General features: G+C 57.0%; 17 protein-coding genes. 3 read left to right on the top strand and 14 right to left on the bottom strand.

The window, feature by feature from the left end; all coding sequences use genetic code 11:
* Positions 1–11: 11 nt before the first annotated feature.
* From ACR0EK_RS10770 to ACR0EK_RS10780, 3 genes are read left to right on the top strand one after another with little or no spacing between them, the layout of a single operon-like run.
* The gene (locus ACR0EK_RS10770) at positions 12–851 is read left to right on the top strand and encodes a carbohydrate ABC transporter permease (RefSeq protein WP_267366204.1); all 840 of its coding nucleotides are present in this window, start codon (positions 12–14) and stop codon (positions 849–851) included.
* The gene (locus tag ACR0EK_RS10775; protein ID WP_480899680.1) at positions 848–1,882 is read left to right on the top strand and encodes a Gfo/Idh/MocA family protein; all 1,035 of its coding nucleotides are present in this window, start codon (positions 848–850) and stop codon (positions 1,880–1,882) included. The genes ACR0EK_RS10770 and ACR0EK_RS10775 overlap by 4 nt, the downstream gene beginning before the upstream one ends.
* Positions 1,879–2,874 carry an ABC transporter ATP-binding protein gene (locus ACR0EK_RS10780; protein WP_480483400.1) on the top strand — a complete coding sequence of 332 codons (996 nt, stop codon included), beginning with the start codon at positions 1,879–1,881 and terminating at the stop codon, positions 2,872–2,874. Before ACR0EK_RS10775 ends, ACR0EK_RS10780 begins: the two co-directional genes overlap by 4 nt.
* Before the next feature lie 83 nt (positions 2,875–2,957).
* On the opposite strand, the gene ACR0EK_RS10785 is transcribed toward ACR0EK_RS10780, so the two are convergent.
* The 14 genes from ACR0EK_RS10785 to ACR0EK_RS10850 form a co-directional block, all read right to left on the bottom strand.
* Positions 2,958–5,177 carry a CHASE2 domain-containing protein gene (locus ACR0EK_RS10785; RefSeq protein WP_480899678.1) on the bottom strand — a complete coding sequence of 740 codons (2,220 nt, stop codon included), beginning with the start codon at positions 5,175–5,177 and terminating at the stop codon, positions 2,958–2,960.
* A gap of 45 nt (positions 5,178–5,222) precedes the next feature.
* Positions 5,223–6,191, bottom strand: coding sequence for a FecR family protein (locus ACR0EK_RS10790; RefSeq protein ID WP_480832935.1), 969 nt, complete (start codon positions 6,189–6,191; stop codon positions 5,223–5,225).
* 397 nt (positions 6,192–6,588) lie between these two features.
* Positions 6,589–8,103 carry an aldehyde dehydrogenase (NADP(+)) gene (locus ACR0EK_RS10795; protein ID WP_480967801.1) on the bottom strand — a complete coding sequence of 505 codons (1,515 nt, stop codon included), beginning with the start codon at positions 8,101–8,103 and terminating at the stop codon, positions 6,589–6,591.
* 71 nt (positions 8,104–8,174) lie between these two features.
* Positions 8,175–8,855, bottom strand: a complete 681-nt coding sequence (locus ACR0EK_RS10800) for a GntR family transcriptional regulator (RefSeq protein WP_480914247.1) — start codon at positions 8,853–8,855, stop codon at positions 8,175–8,177.
* 226 nt (positions 8,856–9,081) lie between these two features.
* Positions 9,082–10,107 (bottom strand): trans-3-hydroxy-L-proline dehydratase, encoded by a 1,026-nt coding sequence (locus tag ACR0EK_RS10805; protein ID WP_480899672.1) that lies wholly within the window; start codon positions 10,105–10,107, stop codon positions 9,082–9,084.
* A gap of 8 nt (positions 10,108–10,115) precedes the next feature.
* A complete protein-coding gene (locus ACR0EK_RS10810) occupies positions 10,116–11,216 on the bottom strand; it encodes a cis-3-hydroxy-L-proline dehydratase (protein WP_480507655.1) in 1,101 nt (366 codons plus the stop codon).
* Positions 11,217–11,231: 15 nt separating this feature from the next.
* Positions 11,232–12,482 carry an NAD(P)/FAD-dependent oxidoreductase gene (locus tag ACR0EK_RS10815; RefSeq protein ID WP_480773794.1) on the bottom strand — a complete coding sequence of 417 codons (1,251 nt, stop codon included), beginning with the start codon at positions 12,480–12,482 and terminating at the stop codon, positions 11,232–11,234.
* A 66-nt stretch (positions 12,483–12,548) separates the two neighbouring features.
* Positions 12,549–13,481 (bottom strand): 4-hydroxyproline epimerase, encoded by a 933-nt coding sequence (locus tag ACR0EK_RS10820; protein WP_480899668.1) that lies wholly within the window; start codon positions 13,479–13,481, stop codon positions 12,549–12,551.
* On the bottom strand, positions 13,472–14,431 hold the full coding sequence (locus tag ACR0EK_RS10825) for a dihydrodipicolinate synthase family protein (RefSeq protein WP_480483381.1): 960 nt from the start codon (positions 14,429–14,431) through the stop codon (positions 13,472–13,474). Before ACR0EK_RS10825 ends, ACR0EK_RS10820 begins: the two co-directional genes overlap by 10 nt.
* A gap of 37 nt (positions 14,432–14,468) precedes the next feature.
* On the bottom strand, positions 14,469–15,191 hold the full coding sequence (locus ACR0EK_RS10830) for an amino acid ABC transporter ATP-binding protein (protein ID WP_480483379.1): 723 nt from the start codon (positions 15,189–15,191) through the stop codon (positions 14,469–14,471).
* A complete protein-coding gene (locus ACR0EK_RS10835) occupies positions 15,188–15,850 on the bottom strand; it encodes an amino acid ABC transporter permease (RefSeq protein ID WP_480483377.1) in 663 nt (220 codons plus the stop codon). Before ACR0EK_RS10835 ends, ACR0EK_RS10830 begins: the two co-directional genes overlap by 4 nt.
* A gap of 11 nt (positions 15,851–15,861) precedes the next feature.
* Complete coding sequence (locus ACR0EK_RS10840) at positions 15,862–16,524, bottom strand: amino acid ABC transporter permease (RefSeq protein ID WP_209507537.1); 663 nt, start codon at positions 16,522–16,524, stop codon at positions 15,862–15,864.
* Positions 16,525–16,596: 72 nt separating this feature from the next.
* Positions 16,597–17,397: a transporter substrate-binding domain-containing protein gene (locus ACR0EK_RS10845; protein WP_480899666.1), complete on the bottom strand. Its 801-nt coding sequence runs from the start codon at positions 17,395–17,397 to the stop codon at positions 16,597–16,599.
* Positions 17,398–17,626: 229 nt separating this feature from the next.
* On the bottom strand, positions 17,627–17,872 hold a 246-nt coding region (locus ACR0EK_RS10850), incomplete at its 5' end, for a hypothetical protein (protein WP_480911421.1).

Consider the following 17,872-nt stretch of genomic DNA (forward strand, 5'->3'; position numbering starts at 1 on the left):
GAGCAGATGACATGAACAAGGCCCGCTCCAACCCGCTAAACACCTTCGCGATGCATGGTGCACTGATCTTCTATACGCTGATCGCACTGTTTCCGGTTTTCGTGATCCTGATCAACAGCTTCAAGACCCGCAAGGCGATCTTTCGCGAACCGCTGGCGCTGCCCGATGCCGACAGTTTTTCGATGATCGGGTATCAGACAGTGATGAAACAGGGGGATTTCTTCCTTTATTTCCAAAACTCTCTGATTGTGACCGTTGCATCCCTGACTTTGGTCCTGCTGTTTGGCGCAATGGCGGCTTATGCGCTGAGTGAGTACCGGTTCAAGGGCAACATGCTTATGGGTCTGTACCTGGCGCTTGGAATCATGATCCCGATCCGCATCGGCACTGTGGCCATCCTGGAAATGATGGTGGCGACCGGGCTGGTGAACACCCTGTGGGCGCTGATCCTTGTCTATACGGCGCAGGGCCTGCCCTTGGCGGTGTTCATCCTCAGCGAGTTCATGAAACAGGTGAGTGACGACCTCAAGAATGCGGGCCGCATTGACGGGCTAAGCGAATACACAATCTTCTTTCGGCTTGTGTTGCCGCTGGTGCGTCCGGCAATGGCAACGGTTGCCGTGTTCAACATGATCCCGATCTGGAACGATCTATGGTTCCCGCTGATCCTCGCCCCTGCGGAAGAGACCAAGACACTGACGCTGGGCAGCCAGGTCTTCATCGGTCAGTTTGTGACAGACTGGAATGCGGTCTTGTCAGCCCTTTCAATGGCGATCCTGCCGGTGCTGATCCTCTATGTGATCTTCTCGCGACAGCTTATCCGCGGCATCACGTCAGGAGCGGTGAAATGACCCGCGTCCTGATCGCAGGCCTTGGAAATATGGGGCTGAGCCATGCGCTGGCACATCACCACCACCCGGACGCACAGATTGTCGGGCTGGTGAACCGATCCGGCCGCGTGGATCACCCTGATCTGACGCGCTATTCGGTGTATTCAAGTTTTGAAGCCGCTCTGACCGAAACCAAACCGGATCTGGTTGTGGTTGCGACCTATTCGGACAGTCACGCGGATTACGCCTGCGCCGCGATGGAGGCGGGTGCGCATGTGTTTGTCGAAAAACCGCTCGCCACCAACGTTGCCGATGCGCGGCGTGTGGTCGAAACAGCGGCGCGTCTGAACCGTAAGCTGGTCGTGGGCTACATCCTGCGCCACCACCCATCCTGGATGCGTCTGATCGCCGAGGCTCGCACTCTGGGTGGCCCCTATGTGTTCCGTCTGAACCTGAATCAACAATCCTCGGGCCCTGAGTGGGAGACGCACAAGGCCCTGATGCAGACCACGTCGCCCATCGTGGATTGCGGTGTGCATTATGTCGATGTGATGTGCCAGATCACCGATGCAAACCCCCTTCGCGTTCATGGCATGGGTCTGCGCCTGTCGGATGAAATCGCGCCTGACATGTACAATTACGGCCAGTTTCAGGTCGTGTTCGACGACGGTTCGGTCGGGTGGTACGAGGCTGGTTGGGGTCCGATGATGTCCGAAACCGCGTTTTTCGTGAAGGACATCGTGTCACCCAACGGGTCTGTTTCGATCACCGACGGAAACAAGGGCGCGTCAGCGGACATCGATGGTCACACCAAGGTTGGTGGCCTTCTGGTTCACACGCCGCAGGGCGACAGGATTATCGACATGCCTGATGAGCCCGGCCATCAGGAACTGTGCGATGCTGAACAAGCCTATATGCTGCGCGCCATCGCCGAGGATATCGACCTGACCCGCCATATGTCCGACGCCGTACAATCCCTTGCCATCTGCCTGGCCGCTGATCAAAGCATCCGCACTGGCCAACCCGTTTCTCTTGAGGAGACCCGCCAATGACCGCCCTTTCACTGAAAAACATTCACAAATCCTTTGGCAATGTAGAGGTCCTGAAGGACATCAATCTTGAGGTTGAGGACGGCGAGTTTGTGGTTTTTGTCGGCCCCTCCGGATGCGGCAAGTCCACTCTTCTGCGCGTTATTGCAGGGCTTGAAGATGCCACATCGGGTGAGATCAGAATTGCTGGCGAGCAGGTCAATCTGACCCCGCCCTCGAAACGTGGCATCGCCATGGTGTTCCAGAGCTACGCGCTTTATCCGCACCTGAATGTACGCGGCAACCTAACCCTTGCCCTGAAACAGGAACGCCAGCCGAAAGCCGTGATCGACGAGCGGGTCGCGGAGGCGAGCCGGATGCTGGGGTTGGAGCCCTATCTTGACCGCTACCCATCCGAACTGTCGGGGGGGCAGCGCCAGCGTGTTGCCATCGGTCGCGCCATCGTGCGCCAACCCAAGCTGTTCCTGTTCGACGAACCGCTCTCCAATCTTGATGCTGCTTTGCGCATGAACACCCGGATCGAGATCGCAAATCTGCACAGGCAACTCTCGGCCTCGATGATTTATGTCACGCACGATCAGACAGAAGCGATGACACTGGCCGACAAGATTGTGGTGCTGCGCGACGGACGGGTGGAACAGGTCGGCAGCCCGATGGAGCTGTACAACAACCCGGCAAACCGCTTTGTCGCGGGCTTTCTTGGTTCACCGTCCATGAATTTTCTGCCTGCGGACAACCTGACCCCGGGCGATGCGCGCGAACTGGGGTTGCGCCCGGAGGACATCCGCCTGGAAAGCGGCGGACCGATCGCCGGCACCGTTTCGCATGTTGAGCAGTTGGGCGGTGATACCAATGTCATTCTGCAAACCAGTAACGTGCCAATTACAGTTCGTTTGTTTGGCCAGCATGCAATTGCTCCGGGTGACGATGTACAATTCGGGTTTGATCCCAACCGTGCATATTACTTCGGAAATGACGGGCAGAGACTACAGTAACGGCAGTTTTCGACCCGTTCTGCATCAGTTTGTTCCGGTGTGAGCGTGACCCAAAGAGGGCAAACGCCGGAAAACGTGGCTGGTTAACCAAGATTGTGGCGTGTGAACATGAATTGCCCGGATGGTAGGTTCGACCGGAAGTCAGCGGCACGACCGGGCAGCACCCTGTAGAACTGACGCAAGCCGGGCTCGATGTCTTCAGCCAGTTCTTCGCACTGTTGGCACAAGGTCTTGACCAGGCTGTTCGGGTGTCGATTGGTGATCGCCAAAATCAGCTCTGCATGTGCAGCCCTGAGATCCTGGAATGCCGCTGTTTGCAACAGGGCCTGATCGCCCACCAAAACAAAGACGGGTTCCGGGTTGGCTTTGCCTTTCAGATCAACATGCCCGGCCTCTAACATGGCCAGATCCCCATGCGTGATTTCATGGACGCCGTTGGAAACGACGATGTCATAGTCGACTGTTCGACAGCATTGTTCGATCCGTGCTGAGACATTCACGACGTCACCGATAACCGTGTAGTTGAACCGTTTCTGCGAGCCGATGTTGCCGACGCAGGCCTGCCCTGTGGCAAGTCCCGTTGCCAGCGCGATAGGGGGGCGGTTTTGCATGATGTCGGATGCATTGAACTCTGCCAAAGCGCGCCGCATTTTCAGCGCGGCTAATGAAGCCCGGCACGGGTGGTCAGCGACAGGCAAAGGCGCGTTCCAGAACGCCATAACAGCGTCGCCGATAAACTTGTCGATGGTTCCTCGTTCAGCCAGTATCTGATCGCCGATACTGGAAAAAAGCGCATTCAGCAGTGAGACTAGCTCGGTGGCAGATGCGGATTCAGACAGAGGTGTGAAACCCCGGATGTCGGAAAACATCACTGTGATATCCTGCGTCTCGCCTCCCAATTGCAGCTGATGCCCGGTGGCTTCCATCTCATCAAGGATTTCCGGGGCGACGTAATGAGAGAAGACTTTCCGGATTTTGCGCTTTTCCCGTTCGCTGGACAGGAAAAGATACCCTGCCAGCAGCCCGAAATTGGCCATGCCACCGATAAGCGGAAATGTGGCGTCGAACAAAACCGACTGGTTTTGAAAGACCAGCCAACTCAATATCAGAACGGCGGCAGCGGCGACACCGCCTGCAATGAAAGATGCAACCGCACCAAAACTGGACATGACGGCAATCACGACAAGCCCGAGAAAGGCGAAGGCAAGCATTTCCTGCGCTGCGGTCACGTCCGAACGGCTTAGCATTTCGTTGGTCAGGACCTGTTCCAGCACCTGAGCATGAATTGAAACGCCGGGAACGCTCTCTCCAAGCGCTGTCTGATGCATATCGAATAAACCGGCGGCCGACGTTCCGATCAGGATGATCCGCCCCTCAACTTCCGCCCGAACATCCGCATCATCCGAGCTTTTGAGGATATCGCTGGCCGAGATGTACAGTTCGGGCGCATCCCGCCGGTATCTCAGCCAAATCTCGCCGTTTTCTGTCGTTGGTATACGGTATCCCCCGACCTCAACCGCCAACATGATGCCTGTTTCGTCCTGCGCACCTTCGGCTACGATATTGGTTTCACCCAAGGCAACTCTCAGGGCTTCAATTGACAGACCCGGCAACAGCCCGTCCGGCCCGCGCCAAAGAACCGGCACACGGCGCATGATACCGGTTCCGCCGATGGGCGAGACGTTGACCCCACCAATACCCGCAGCGGTCCGGTCCAAAGGGGGCGCGATTGGCGTCCAATGAGGAACTGAAATTAGACCCGCGGCGGGATTTTCCCCGAACTCAATGATACCTGCTTTTGCAGTGATGGGGTTTCCTTCCGCCGACAATCGTGCGGCAGTCCCAAGAACGACTGGCCAATAGGCGATTTCCATCCCAAGCAAGACATCGTTATCGAGCTTCTGAGCGTGGCGTTCCACTGTGAGGACCCCTGCCAAAGATGGATCGTTCAGAAGACGCGAGGGCGAAAACCGGTCAGGTTCAGCGAACAACATATCAAACGCGATGGCCGCAGCACCGTATTCACCCAGATTTTGAACCATCTGCGCCACCAGTGTTCGGGGCCAGGGCCATTGCCCCCAATTGGCCAGAGAGGCTTCGTCGATATCTACAACCCGGATGGGGAGGTCAGGATTGAACTCTCGCGGAGACGACCTTTGCAGAACGTCGAAATAGATCAGACGGGTCATTCGCACAGGATAAGGATCCATGACTCGGATGAAACAACCCACCAGGATCAGACACAATCCGACAAGGCGGAACGCCCATTTCCCTGTCCTGGTTTTGCGCTTTTCGTCGCTCATGTCGTTCCCCGGACAAGTGAGTCCATTTCCGCTTTTTCGACATCGCTACCGGAACAGCTCACTATTTGATTCTTGCTGCTCTGGATCTTCCTGACCTGGTTCCTCTCGATCAGGTTCTTCGGGTTCCGGTTCAGGCTCTTCCGGATCAGGCTCTTCCGGTTCCGGTTCCGGTTCTTCTGGCTCCGGTTCTGGTTCTGGTTCTGGTTCTTCCAGCTCCGGTTCTGGTTCTACTTCTGGCTCTGGGTTTGACGGAGGTGCTGGCGGCGCTGCGACGCTGACTGGGCGCGGCTGGGGCGCAGTTCTGCGAAAATCGGCCCTGTCGACTTTGGCCTGCTGCACGGGCGCGCCTTCGCCAGAACATCCCTCAACCCGTACCTGCAAAGGAGGCAGAAGGCCTTCCTGCGACTGAATAAATGGGAATCCCTCTTTCAGTGCTTGATCGTACTGTGCCTGATCAGCGGGCCGCCCGACTGTTCCGCCTCCACCGGTGGCATACATGCTGCACACGCGGCCTGTGGACCTGCAAGACCCTTGTGCACTGCACATTTGAACAGTTCCGTGCAGGACAAGCATTGCGCTTTGGGTTTGTGATACGACCCACATATCGAAGGTTGTGCCACGAACTGCCATTGTCGCTGTCGGGGTCTTGATCGAATAGGCTCTTTTTCTGCTTTTGCCTGAAATGAATCGAAAGCTGCCGCCCAAGGCCTGCACGGCAAAGCTTTTGGCCTTTCGGTTGCCGCGCAGCATGGTCACATCCAAAACCATATGCGCATTGGGGCCTACGGCAATTTTGGTTTCATCCACAAATACGATCTGCACCAAACCGCTGTGGTCTGTAGAAATCGTATCGCCCGACACCACATCCATTCCTGAAATGACAGGCTGTGCGTTTCCGGCGCGAATGATCTGAGCGCCTTGCTTGGCGCTGATAACTGTCCCGATGTTGGCAAGGGCTTGCGCTGGCATGAGCGCAACAACAAATACAACCAACACAATCTTTAACCAAGTCAAACCAGAGCCCCTTCCCCCCACGGGTCTAAGTAAGCGCGAAGCGCGCCAAGCTCGATTTTTGCCCCCAGAAATGTGTTATTCTTATTCAAATGCTCTAAAATGCTAGCAATATTTATGCATTATGGTGTGTATTTGTAGCAAGTTGTTTTTTAATCCGCGTTTACCAGCTTAAACACTTACGGATATGTGGGCGATGGTCTCCGCCATGGTCAGTAGGTATGAACAACATGCTAACACCAATGGAAAAGAGAGTCGTAAGTGGGGCTAACTGGCAGGTGTTTAGCAAAGCAACTGAACAGGCCAAAGCGCAGCACCCGTCAAATTCGCGCATAGGGCACGTGGCTCATCGCTTTTCTCGCGATGAGCCTTGATGCTTTTGCAGCGTGTTGTTGAAGGATCAGAGGAATTGTTCGGGTAACAAAGCGTCTGGCATGTTTTGGTAACACACTGGTCTCAGGAACCGCCGGATTGACAATGTGCCAACCGAGGTAGCACCGAAATTGGTCGAAGCGGGGTAGGGGCCGCCATGCACCATGCTGTCGCAGACCTCGACGCCCGTGGGAAAGCCATTGGCCAGCACACGCCCGGCCTTGCGCTCGAGGATCGGCATCAGGGAACGCGCGGTGTCCATGTCCGCATCATCCATATGCAGTGTACAGGTCAGCTGACCTTGCAGGCTGTGTGCGACGGCCTGCATTTCGTCAGGCGTTTCGGCGGTCACAATAACGCCTAGCGGGCCAAAAACCTCTTCACCAAGGGTTTCGTTTGCCAGCCAGTTCACAGCATTGGTGCGATACAGGTGCGGGGACGCGGTGCGTTGGCCACACATCGAGGTCAGAACCTCCTGCACACCTGTTGTATTGGCGATCCTTGCCTGACCAGCTCGATAAGCGTCGGCGATGCCGTCGGTTAGCATGGTCTGCGCGGGTGTCTTTGACAGGGCGGTTCGCGCGGTCTCAGCGAAGCGGTCCGCTGCTGCACCCGCCAGCATAACGGCGACCCCGGGGTTGGTACAGAACTGACCTGCGCCCATGGTCAGCGACCCCGCCCAGTTCTGAGCAATGTTGTCGCCCCGGTTCGTCAGCGCAGCATCGAGAATGAACATCGGGTTGACCGAGCCAAGTTCACCGAAAAACGGGATTGGCTCAGGACGTGCGGCACATAGATCGAACAGTGCCCGACCACCAGCCAATGAGCCAGTGAACCCGACAGCCCTGATCAGCGGGTGCTGTACCAAAGCGGAACCCACGGTCCGGTCACCCCCCTGAATAAGACTGAAGACACCGGGATTAATTTTGCAGCGTTCGATGGCAGCATGTATAGCCTCGGCTATGATCTCACCAGTGCCCGGGTGGGCGCTGTGCCCTTTTACGACAACGGGGCACCCAGCAGCCAAGGCGGCAGCGGTGTCGCCGCCTGCGGTTGAGAAGGCCAAAGGGAAATTCGAAGCACCGAATACGGCGACAGGGCCAATTGGGCGCTGGATCATTTTCAGATCCGGGCGCGGCAGCGGCGAGCGGTCTGGCAACGGGCCGTCGTGGCGCCGATCCAGATACTCACCACTCAGAATATGTGTGGCAAACAAGCGAAGTTGGCCCGATGTGCGACCCCGCTCTCCTTGCAGACGGGCCTCGGGCAGGCCGGTTTCCTGCGTTCCGATTGCAGTAATCGCCTCGGCGCGGGCTTCGATCTCATCTGCGATGGCATTCAGAAATGCCGCGCGGTCTTCCCGGGTCGACAAACCATAGCTCCAGAACGCTTCTTCGGCAGCTTCCGCAGCCGCGTCAACATCCTGAAGGCGCCCCACCGAAAAACTGTGTGACGGTCCAAAAGCGGGCTGTGACTGAAAAAACGTGTCACCTGAAAGCCAATTTCCAGCGATGAGGTGCTTGCCATGGGGGGAGCAGGTCATGAAGGTTCCATATTTACGATTCTGAAGCTATGGATAATGTATCCAATTAAGAGAGACAATCAAGCGCCCTGTTAGGTCTCCTCCATGGCGCGTTTTGCTACGATCATTTCCAGCAACTGTTCCTTTGTTCGTCGGATGTGCCGCATCAGCATGTCACAGGCTTCGTCAACGTTCCCTGTTTGCGCCAGTTTCAACAGTTCTCGATGCTCTTTTTTCGCCGGTTCCCGCTGTTTCATCACGCTCAGATGCATTCGGACATAGCGGTCAGATTGCAGATTGACGCGATCCAGCAATTCATTTGTCAGTTTCCTCTGTGACGCCGCGTAGAGGGCGGAGTGATATTGATAGTTCAGGATCCCCCACTTCCCGACGTCATTCTCGTCATAAGACGCTTCCATCTGTGTCAATATCTCGTTGCATCGTGCGAAGTCGGCAGATGTCATCTGCGGAATGGCTCTGCGGAAAAGATCGACTTCAATAAGCATTCGAAGGTCGAATATTTCTCCGATTTCGTTCAGCGAGTGTTTGGTGACTGATCCGCCCCGATTATTGGCCCATTGAATCAGACCTTCAGCGTTCAGACGCTTTAGGGCTTCGCGGATGGGCATCCGCGATACGTCGTATTCCTCAGCCAGAGCTTCCTGGCGAATAGCTTCACCTTCGGCAAGTTCACCGTTCAGAATACGTTCACGAAGATCGTTCGCGATGACATCTGGTAGGCTTTGCTTGGTTATCGCGCGCTTTCCTGCCATATCTTTCCTGCCACTTGTTTGGGTACAGCTACCGGTTACCGGCGTTATTCCAAGTTAAGCCGCGACTCGGCCACCCAGAAAGCTGATTAAGGACACTCCGTTTGATAATGCATCCAATATCCATGTTGATTCAACCCTGCTGAGACAACACGGTAAGACCAAGAGCGAATGGAACCTTCTGTAACTGCCTGTCCCTGAGAGTGGGCACGGCCAATGCACTGTTTAGTCAGACACCCCAGGTGTCCGACAAGCGATACCCGCCAGGCCAGGGGTCATCCGGGTCAAGCATGTGTTGGTGAATGCCGGTGATCCAGCCGCGCCCACTGATTTCGGGGACAATCGCGGCACGGCCCGCCACTTCGGTGGTATCGACAATCCGACCGGTGAACCGTGATCCGATGATCGAGACTGCCTCGAATGTCTGACCCGGCGACATCAACCCTTTTGCAGCCATCAGCGCCATGCGTGCGGAAACCGCTGTACCCGTAGGCGACCGATCAACCTTGCCGGGCTGGATCGCCACGGCAGATTTTCCGGTCAATCCGGTTTTGGTCTGGCTCAGCGGGCCGCAGAAAGCACAGAATGAGATATGGTCCCAATCCGGGTTTTCAGGATGCGAAAACCCAAGCTGTTCATTGGCTGCATTGGTAATCTTCACCCCCAATCGGGCAATGTCACGGGCCTCATGTTCGACAATTTCGAATCCCAATGCCTTTGCATCGACCACGACAAAACTGTCACCCCCATAAGCAGTATCAACCATGATCGTATCCAATCCGGGCACCTCAAGCGGGACGGACAGTTTGTCGGCAAAGCTGGGCAGGTTCTGCACGAAAATGCGTTGCGCTTTGCCACCGCTGCATTCTGCCCGGACATGAACCAGCCCGCCCGGGGCCTCAAGCACCATATGAGTTTCGGGTTCCTGCATCGGAATGATCCCGCCATCCAGCAATACGGTTGAAACACAGATTGAGTTCGAACCTGACATCGGCGGTGTGTCTTCGGGTTCCATAATGATAAAGGCCGCGTCGGCCTTGGGGTGTTTTGGGGGCACCAGAAGATTGACATGACGGAAAACACCGCCTCGGGGTTCGTTCAGAACGAAGTTGCGCAGCGTCTGGTCGCCCGCGACAAAGCTGCGCTGTTCCCACAAGGTGTCGCCCGGTGGCGGGGCGACGCCCCCAACGATAACATCCCCTACTTCGCCTTCTGCATGGGCTGAAATGATATGAACGGTTTTGCTGCTCCGCATCGGATCTCTCAATATTGTGCGACAGGCTCGCCCAGAGCGTCAAAAATCGGTGTAACGCCCAGACCCGGATGGGCGGGTGCGGTCATCCGGCCGTTGACACGCTTTGGCGCACCCTCGGCAATGTCCACCGTGCCGTAAGAGTTGAAATCCGTGGCAGAGAATGTGAACTCGGACGGCGTTGAACGGGCCAGATGTGCGATGGCCGCCGTGGTGATGTCACCGCCCCAGGTGTCTTCGATCGTCATGGGGATGCCGTGCGCCACGCAGAGGTCACGCATAAGACGGGCTTTGGTCAACCCTCCGACTTTCGAGATCTTCAGGTTGATCACATCCATCGCGTCTTCGGCAATGCCGCGGACCAGCGTGTTGGGAGTGTCGATCACCTCGTCCATCACGAAGGGCAACGCGGTGCGGCGGCGGATCGACACGCATTCCTCATAGGTCAGGCAAGGCTGTTCCACATAGACATCCAGACCCGAAATCGCGCCCACCACGCGTGCGGCCTCGTGCCGGGTCCAGCCGGTATTGGCGTCTGCTACAAGCAGGTCCGACTTTTTCAGAACGGCGCGGGTGGCGTGGATACGGTCGATGTCGTCATTGGCCTCGCCACCCACCTTGAGCTGAAACTTGGTGTAGCCTTCGGCGGCATAGCCTTCGATCTTTTTGGCCATGATCTCGGGTGCTTCCTGACTGATCGCGCGATAAAGCACCACATCGTCCTGCGCCGCGCCCCCCAGCAAGGTGTAAAGCGGCTGTTCCGTGGCCTTGCCCAGCAGATCCCAGCAGGCAATATCCACCGGGGCCTTGGCATAAGGATGACCCCGCAAGGCCGCATCCATCGTGCGGTTGATCTGACCGATATTCAGTGGGTCCTGCCCGATCAAATGCGGGGCCAGCTCTGCCAGCCCGGCCCGGACGCCGAGCGCGAAAGACGGCAGATAGGCCGAGCCAAGCGGGCAGCATTCGGCATAGCCTTTCAACCCTTCATCCGTGATGATTTCCAAAACGGTGCTGTCAAACACTTCGACAAAATTGCCGTTGGACCAGCTATAGCGGCCTTCTTTCAGCGGCAGATTCACCTGATATACGTTCAGCCCGGTGATTTTCATAAGGTGTTCTCCAGATTAGAAGCGTGTGGATGCGAAAGGTGACATATCGAGCACCGGCTTGGCGTCAGTGACCAGATCGGCCACCAGTTCGGCCGTGCCTGCGGATTGGGTCAGCCCCAGATGACCATGGCCAAAGGCATAAAGTACCTGTGGTGCGCGCGAAGATCGGTCAATCACTGGCAGGCTGTCAGGCAGTGAAGGGCGAAAGCCCATCCATTGCGTGCCGCCTTCCAGGTTCAGGTCTGGCATGAAGCGCCCGGCCTTGGCCAGCAACGTGTCAGCGCGCCGGTAATTCGGGGCCAGCTTCAATCCACCCAGTTCGACTGCACCGCCGATGCGCACGCCGCCGTTGATCCGGGTTACCACAAACCCATGCCCCCCAAAGGTCAGATGAGTGCGCAGGTCAAAAGCGCCTTCGGGAAGGGTCGTGTTATAACCCCGCTCGGTCTCAAGCGGGATATGATCCCCCAGGGTCTTGGCCAGTTGGTGTGACCAGGCTCCGGCGGCAACAATCACCTGACCTGCCGAAATGTCGCCGTTGTCCGTGTCAAGGCGCACGCCGTCATCGGTTGGTTTCAGTGCCGTGATCCCTGAGATCTTTACCTGCCCACCGCGCGCGATGAACTGTGCCGCCAGATGCTCGGTCCAGTGGGCAGGGTCGACGGTATTCATCCATGTCGAGGTAAAACCCGCATGGGTAAATCGCCGGTTCAGCCCGGGCTGAATTTCGGCAATAGCATCCGGGCTGTCCAGAAGATCAAACGGGATGCCATGGTCCTTGCGCAAGTTCCAGGTGGGCAGACTGGCACGGAATTCGCCCTCACTCTCGAACAACTGCAACTGGCCTTCGCGCTGCATCAGCGCCTCGCCGTCTACATGCTCGATCTGACGCTCCAGCGCCGCACGGCTGTGGTTCATCAGCGCGGCTTGTGCGGATAGTGAGGCTGCATAACGATCGCGCCAACTGGCCCGCCAGAACCGGAGCATCCACGGTGCAATACTCAGCGCATAAACGGGCGGGATCGACAAAGGCCCCAACGGATCAAGCAACCATTTTGGCGCTTTGCGCATGATCCCAGGCGTTGCAAGCGGCACGATATCTGTAAAGGCAAAGGCCCCGGCATTGCCCTTTGACGCCCCGGCTGCAACGCCTTCACGGTCCAGCACCAGCACCTGCCTTCCCCGCTTTTGCAACGCTAGCGCAGCGCTGATGCCAATGATGCCAGCACCGATCACAACTATGTCCGTCTTGGTGTCATGCTGCATGGTTACAGGTTCTCAAATAGTGGTACGGGGTCGGGGACCGGACAGCGTCTGTCCCCGGCCTTGACTTCAAAGCGCGATGCCATCACGGAACGGATCATTCGGCGCGAAAACCAACCTGCCTTCCGACATGATATGCGCCTGCCCGGTCAGGGTGGGAATGACACCCCCGTTCGGGCCGGGTTGGTAGCTCAGCACGTAGGGGCTGCCGATCACGCTTTCCTGCACAATCTCTTCCCCTGCTTCCAGCACCCCGTTTGCCGCCAGACAGGCGAGGCGCGCCGAACTGCCGGTACCGCAGGGCGACCGGTCATATTGATTGTCCGGGCACAGTACAAAGTTGCGGCTGTGAACATCCTTGTTGGGGGATTGATCCTGAAGGATCACATGGTCGACCAGTTCTCCGTTTTCGCCATGCACGCCCTGTGCGATGCAGGCTTCGCGTATGGTGATGGTCAGATCGGTAATCGCCCGAATGTTTCCCGGGTTCACCGGGATTGGGCTGGGATCAACAATGAAGAACCAATTTCCGCCAAAGGCAAGATCGCCGGTTATCGACCCATAGCCGCCAACCTCAATCTGCACTGCTGCCCGCACGCGACGGCTCTCGACATTTGTGACGCGTACGGTATTGGCGTCCAGTAAATCCACCGAGACGACACCGACCGGAGTTTCAACCCGATGCGTGCCCGGCCGGATTCTGCCCATATGTGCCAGAGTGACGCCCAGACCGATGGTGCCATGACCGCACATGCCAAGAACTGCATCCGCATCAAAATAGATCACGCCGGTCTCACACCCTGGATCTTCGGGCGCGACCAGAAGCGCCCCCACCATTCCGGGCTGCCCACGCGGCTCCAGCAAGATGGATTTGTAGAACACCTCATGCTCGCTGGCCAAGCGTCGTGCACGCTCGGCCAGCGGGCCGGACCCCAGATCGGGGCCGCCGTCGAGGATCACCCGCGTAGGCATTCCCCCGGTGTGACTGTCAATCACATGCATTCAGCAATGACTCCGCCCTGGCCGAACCAATCAGTAAACCAAGTGCGGAACAGGTCGTATTGCTGTTCGCAATAGTTGCGCTGGGCATCTGTCAACTCGTCGGTTTCGTTGAAGTGCAAACGGTATTCCTCTTCGCCGTTCAGGACCAGCAGGTGTTTGTAATACAGCACCAGATCGGTGCCCTCGTCAAAGCTGGCCAGCACACCAAAGGCCTCTTCCAGTTCCCGCGCGCGCAGGCGCGCTTCGGCATGACCGGCCGCCGCTTTCTGGCACAGGGCAGCCAGCAGCAGTGCTTCTTTCGGCAGGGCAGTGCCAATCCCTGTGATCGAACCGGTGGCGCCGCAATTGACGAAGCCATGGTAGACCTCGGTGTCCACACCAACCATCAGTGTAACCTGATCATCCTTCGAGGTAATGTGTTCCGCCGCATAGCGCAGATCGCTTTTGCCACCGAATTCCTTGAACCCAACCAGGTTGGGATGATCTGCGCGCAATTCCAGGAACAGATCGGCGCGCGTCGCGAAGCCGTAAACCGGGCTGTTATAGATGATTGCCGGAATATCAGGTGCGGCCGACAGGATCGCTTTGAAATGATTACGCTGCGCCGCGATGGACGATCCACGCGACAATACACGCGGGATCACCATAAGCCCTGCCGCTCCAACCTTTTGCGCATGCGCGGCAAGCGCCACGGCGGATTTCGAATTTATCGCACCTGTGCCGACGACAACGGGCAGTCCGGCCGCGATCAGACGTTCGACACCTTCCATCCGTTCGGCATCCGACAAGAGAGGCCAGTCGCCCATCGAGCCGCAATAGACCACGGCAGACATACCCGCTGCGATCATTTCCTTGCCCTTTTTCACCAGCGCGTCAAAATCCGGTGTCCGGTCCGGTTTGCAGGGGGTCATCAGGGCTGGCATGGTGCCGGTGAAGATATTCTGGGACATGAAGGTAACCTTCCTAATTGTTTTGGGGCGGGGGCTTTTATCGCACATTCGCCAGGAATTTGCGGGTGTGTTCAGATTGGGCTTCGTTAAAAATCTGGGCGGGCGGGCCGATCTCTTCCATCACGCCCTGATGAAAAAAAGCAACCCGGTCTGATACATCACGAGCGAAACCCATCTCATGCGTGACGCAAATCATCGTCATCCCTTCTTCGGCCAAAAGCCGCATCGTGTCGAGAACTTCGCCCACCAGTTCAGGATCCAGCGCCGAGGTTGCTTCGTCAAACAGCATGTATTCCGGCTCCATCGCCAGCGCGCGGGCAATGGCAAGACGCTGCTGCTGACCACCCGATAAGGCCGAGGGGAAGACGTTCAGCTTTTCGCCCAACCCTACATGGGTCAACTGCTTTGCGGCAATGTCACGCGCCTCGTCTCTCGACTTGCCTTTGACAATCTTCGGGGCCAACGCAACGTTTTCCAGTGCTGTCAGATGCGGAAAGCTGTTCCATTGCTGGAACACCATCCCCAGCTTTGTGCGCAGCTTGTTGATGTCGGTGCCTTTTGCATGAACATCAATGCCATCAACCCTGACCGATCCCTGCTGGATCGGTTCCAGCGCGTTGATGCAATAGAGAAGGGTCGATTTGCCGGAGCCTGACGCACCGATCACCGACAGAACTTCTCCTTTCTGCACATCCAGATCGATACCTTTCAGCACATGCAGCGATCCGAAATATTTGTGCAGGTCGCGAATTTCGATCATTGGGCCCACCTTTTTTCTAGCGACGCGGAATACCGCGAAATCGGATAGCTGAGCGCGAAATAGAACGCGCCAGCGATTGTCAGGATCAGGAATGGTTCCTGCGTGCGGGTGATCAGGATCTGGCTGGCTTTCAGCAGTTCAACATAGCCCAGAACCGAGACCAGCGCGCTGTCTTTCATCACACCCAGCGCGACCCCGACCCATGCAGGGAACACCGCGCGCCCTCCGATCGGGAAGACGACATATCGCAGATCCTGCCAATAGGTCATGCCCAGGCTGCGCGCGGCGCGGCGCATCGGATCACCAACGGCTTCAATCCCGCCGCGCGCCACATTCGCAACCAGTGCTGCCGTGTAGATGGACAGGATCACCACGCCCGAGGCAAACGGGTCCAGATTGAGCCCGACAATAGGTGCAAAGTTGTAAAACAGCACCAGCTGGATGATCAGAGGGACCGACCGGAAAATATCCAGAACCGGAGCCAACGTCAGGGTCGCTGCCAGTTTGCCCTCGTACAGAAGCCAACCGCACACCACGCCAAAAACCGTTCCAATGGAAATCGAAAGCACTGAAATCCAGAGCGTTCGCAGCGCGGCTTCGCCCAGAAACCACAGATCGTTGATGTTGAAGCCGCTGAAAAAGCTGACAGTGGGTTGCATCTGTGCCTCCTTCAGTAGCGGAAAAGCCGGGACGCCAGCAGGCGCGAGGCAAGCAGGATGATTTTGACAATCACGTAGTAGATGACCGCGGTGACGGCGAAATATTCAAAGATTCGGAAAGTGCGCGAGGCAAAGAACTGGGTCTCGCCCGACAATTCCCGGAAGCCGACCAGCATACCCAGTGACGACATTAGAACAGCCCAGACCATCTGGTTCGTGATCGGATGATAGACAATGCGAAACACCTGCGGGATCACGACGCGTGTGTAAGCCTGCCACGCTGTCATGCCCAGCGATCGGGACGCGCGTAGCTGTGTCTCGGGGACGGCCTGAAAGCCGCCACGGAAGTTTTCAGCCAGATAACCGGCGCAATTGAATGTCAGCCCGGCCAGCACGATGAAGTACGGCGACAGATGCAGGCCAAAGGCACCAAGCCCGAAGCCGAAAAAGAACAGCTGGAACAGCGCCGGAGTATTGCGCGCCAGTTCGACCCAGGCTGAGGCGAACCAGTAAAGCGGACCTTTCAGGTGCAGCCGCGTCAGCGCCAGACAAAGTCCGATGATAATGCCAAGGACCATTGCCAGCACGGCAACCTGTATCGTCAGCAGCGACGCCTCAAGCAGGTCCGGCAGGCTTTTCATCACCGGTCGCCAATGGAAGTTATAGTCGAACACGGGTGTTCCTCAAGCAATCTACCGGTCCTTTCGCCCGGCCATAGCCGGACGAAAGCATGGAGTAGGAAAGGGTCAGTACATTACGCCGGGAATGCGCAGCTCAGGCGCTTCGCCGCCGACATATTTACCCCAATGCTCCTGATAGCGGCCCGAACGCACCTGGTGGGTCACGAACAGGTTCAGGAAGTTCAGCCAGGTGACATCTTCGCGCTTGCCTACAACCGAAGTGTAGTCGGTGGTCCATGGCATGCGAGGGCCGGCAACAACAGTGTCATATTGCTGGGTAATCGGCAGCACGGCAGTGTTTGTGGTAATGCCGATATCGGCCTTGCCCTGAGCCACCGCCAGGAAAACCTCATTCTCGGACTGGTAGCCCTGGTAATTGCCTTCTTCGCCCCATTCGGCGGCGATCTTCAGCCATTCCTGCTCGGGCACGGTGCCGATCGCGGCGGCCACGCGCTTGCCACGGATATCCTCGAAGGTCTCAATGCCGCTTTCGGCATTCACGACACCCTGCGCATAATAGATGGCGTAAGGAATGGTAAAGCCTACCGTCCGCGCCCGTTCAAGGCTGTCCGAGGTTGCTCCGAACACAACGTCTGCGCGTCCGGTGACGATCACTGGCAGGCGTTCGGCCCAGGTCAACGGCAGGATTTCGGCCTCAACTTCAAGTGCGGCGGCCAGATCATTGCAGTATTCGACGTCAAAGCCTGCCGGTTCGTTATTCGCGTCGCGATACCCAATTGGCGGAAAATCCAACACAACACCGCAGCGCAATGTCCCGCGATCTACGACATCGTCCAGCGTGTCCGCCATCGCAGGAGTTGTGGTGATAGTGGTGAGGGCCGCCAGTGCGGCGAGTTTCTTGAGCATGTGATCCTCCCTGAATCAGTCGATACGCGCAGCTATAGAGGATATTGTATCCAACATCCAGTATTTTGTTGAACAGGAAGAGCCAGCTTTTAAAAGGTGTCGTGGCTCTTGGATGTGATTGAAATGACTGACTTGGCCCGCGTGGTAGGCCCTCGTTCGTCGGCGGCCAAATGGATTTGACACCATGTTCTACTGGAGTTGGAGGTTTTTGGCTGAACGTGGTCCGTCGTCAAACGTGAAGGTGCATTGTGCTCGGAGGCTGGGGAGCTTTCAGCTTGAGACGGAAAACGTTTTGTGATGGGAGCGTGCGACGCCCAGGCAACTCCAGCCTGTGTCTTTCAAAGAAAAGCGGCAATGCTGACCCGCGCAGCCAAATGCGCGTTCGGTCAGACTTTGACGGCTTGTAGTTCTTCGAGCAGGTCGAGGAGTTGATTGAGTTTTTCTCGTCCCATTTGTTTTTCGATGCTTTGGTAGA

It is taken from the genome of Ruegeria sp. AE4 (assembly GCF_056542185.1).

What these genes read in the sequence shown, in the direction of transcription:
- ACR0EK_RS10770 (WP_267366204.1), top strand. Translation starts at nt 12, where the DNA reads ATGAACAAGGCCCGCTCCAACCCGCTAAACACCTTCGCGATGCATGGT.
- ACR0EK_RS10775 (WP_480899680.1), top strand. Translation starts at nt 848, where the DNA reads ATGACCCGCGTCCTGATCGCAGGCCTTGGAAATATGGGGCTGAGCCAT.
- ACR0EK_RS10780 (WP_480483400.1), top strand. Translation starts at nt 1,879, where the DNA reads ATGACCGCCCTTTCACTGAAAAACATTCACAAATCCTTTGGCAATGTA.
- ACR0EK_RS10785 (WP_480899678.1), bottom strand. Translation starts at nt 5,177, where the DNA reads ATGAGCGACGAAAAGCGCAAAACCAGGACAGGGAAATGGGCGTTCCGC.
- ACR0EK_RS10795 (WP_480967801.1), bottom strand. Translation starts at nt 8,103, where the DNA reads ATGACCTGCTCCCCCCATGGCAAGCACCTCATCGCTGGAAATTGGCTT.
- ACR0EK_RS10800 (WP_480914247.1), bottom strand. Translation starts at nt 8,855, where the DNA reads ATGGCAGGAAAGCGCGCGATAACCAAGCAAAGCCTACCAGATGTCATC.
- ACR0EK_RS10805 (WP_480899672.1), bottom strand. Translation starts at nt 10,107, where the DNA reads ATGCGGAGCAGCAAAACCGTTCATATCATTTCAGCCCATGCAGAAGGC.
- ACR0EK_RS10810 (WP_480507655.1), bottom strand. Translation starts at nt 11,216, where the DNA reads ATGAAAATCACCGGGCTGAACGTATATCAGGTGAATCTGCCGCTGAAA.
- ACR0EK_RS10815 (WP_480773794.1), bottom strand. Translation starts at nt 12,482, where the DNA reads ATGCAGCATGACACCAAGACGGACATAGTTGTGATCGGTGCTGGCATC.
- ACR0EK_RS10820 (WP_480899668.1), bottom strand. Translation starts at nt 13,481, where the DNA reads ATGCATGTGATTGACAGTCACACCGGGGGAATGCCTACGCGGGTGATC.
- ACR0EK_RS10825 (WP_480483381.1), bottom strand. Translation starts at nt 14,431, where the DNA reads ATGTCCCAGAATATCTTCACCGGCACCATGCCAGCCCTGATGACCCCC.
- ACR0EK_RS10830 (WP_480483379.1), bottom strand. Translation starts at nt 15,191, where the DNA reads ATGATCGAAATTCGCGACCTGCACAAATATTTCGGATCGCTGCATGTG.
- ACR0EK_RS10835 (WP_480483377.1), bottom strand. Translation starts at nt 15,850, where the DNA reads ATGCAACCCACTGTCAGCTTTTTCAGCGGCTTCAACATCAACGATCTG.
- ACR0EK_RS10845 (WP_480899666.1), bottom strand. Translation starts at nt 17,397, where the DNA reads ATGCTCAAGAAACTCGCCGCACTGGCGGCCCTCACCACTATCACCACA.